We start from the raw sequence: 1,249 nt of genomic DNA on the forward strand, positions 1-1,249 counted from the left end.
GGACTGTCAGATTTTTTGTGTGCGGGCCGGTAACGGCCTGCCGTCAGGCAGGCCCTGATTCTCACCAGGTCGGCCTGATGAATCGATCTCCGTACAGAATCGCAAATTGATTCATCGCGCTTTTCCAATCATGGGCCGGTTTCCCCCAATTGGCTGTTATGTTGCGCAATCCCAGCCAAATCAGTTTGGTCGCTGCGTCATCATTCGGGAAATGCCCGCGAGTCTTGATGACCTTGCGTAGCTGGGCGTTGATACTCTCAATGGCGTTGGTGGTGTAAATCACCTTCCTGATGGCCGGTGGGAAGACGAAAAATGGAATCACTCGATCCCAGGCACGTCTCCAGGCAGCCACCACCGTTGGATATTTCTCGCCCCACGGCCCGTTCTCAAACTCATCGAGTGCTTGCTCAGCGGCTTCAGCATTGACGGCTTGGTAAATTGGCTTCAGCTCCTTAGCCAGAGCCCGCCGCTTGTCCCAGGCCGCGAAGTCGAGGCTGTTGCGGATCAGGTGCACGATGCACGTCTGCAACGTCGTCTCTGGAAATACGGAACTGAGAGCCTCTGGCATACCTTTGAGGCCATCGGTCACGGCAATCAGCACATCGTCGATACCACGCGTCTTGAGGTCGTTGAACACTTTCATCCAGAACTTCGCACCCTCGGTGTTCTCGATCCAGATGCCCAAGATATCCCGCGTCCCGTCGGGTAGAACGCCCAGCGCCAGGTAAATGGCCTTGTTACGCACCAAGCCTTCTTCGCGGATTTTCACCCGCAGCGCATCAAAGAAAATAACCGGATACATCGGTTCCAGGGGCCGCTGTTGCCACGCGCCGATCTCTTCCATGACCTCGTCTGTCACAGAGCTGATGAAGTCGTGCGAAACCTCTGTTCCGTACTGCTCGGAAAGAAAAGCTCGGATCTCTCTGACCGTCATTCCACGTGCGTACATGGCGATGATCTTGTCGTCGAAGCCAGTGTAACGGCGCTCGTGCTTGGGAATCAGAATGGGCGCAAAGCTGCCGTCTCGATCGCGAGGAATTTCCAGCCGCAGCGGGCCATCGCCGGTCAAAACCGTCTTGCCACTCTTGCCGTTACGCTGGTTGGTTTCATCCTCTGGGCGCTGCGCGCCCGACGGATAGCCCAAGTGGTGGCCAAGCTCGGCATGCAGAGCGCGCTCGATCAAGGCCTTCTTGAACGCCGCAGAGGCATCTTCGATAGCTTCTGCGGTCATCAGGCCCTCACCGAACTG

1 protein-coding gene is annotated in these 1,249 nt (G+C 56.8%); it reads right to left on the minus strand.

Annotation, left to right across the window (positions count from 1 at the left end; genetic code table 11):
• Positions 1-61: 61 nt before the first annotated feature.
• Positions 62-1,249, minus strand: a 1,188-nt coding sequence (locus ACLEJU_RS28615; RefSeq protein ID WP_435425691.1) for an IS256 family transposase, incomplete at its 5' end; no start/stop codon positions are given.

It is taken from the genome of Pseudomonas sp. SMN11 (assembly GCF_052041945.1).
GTDB lineage: Bacteria > Pseudomonadota > Gammaproteobacteria > Pseudomonadales > Pseudomonadaceae > Aquipseudomonas.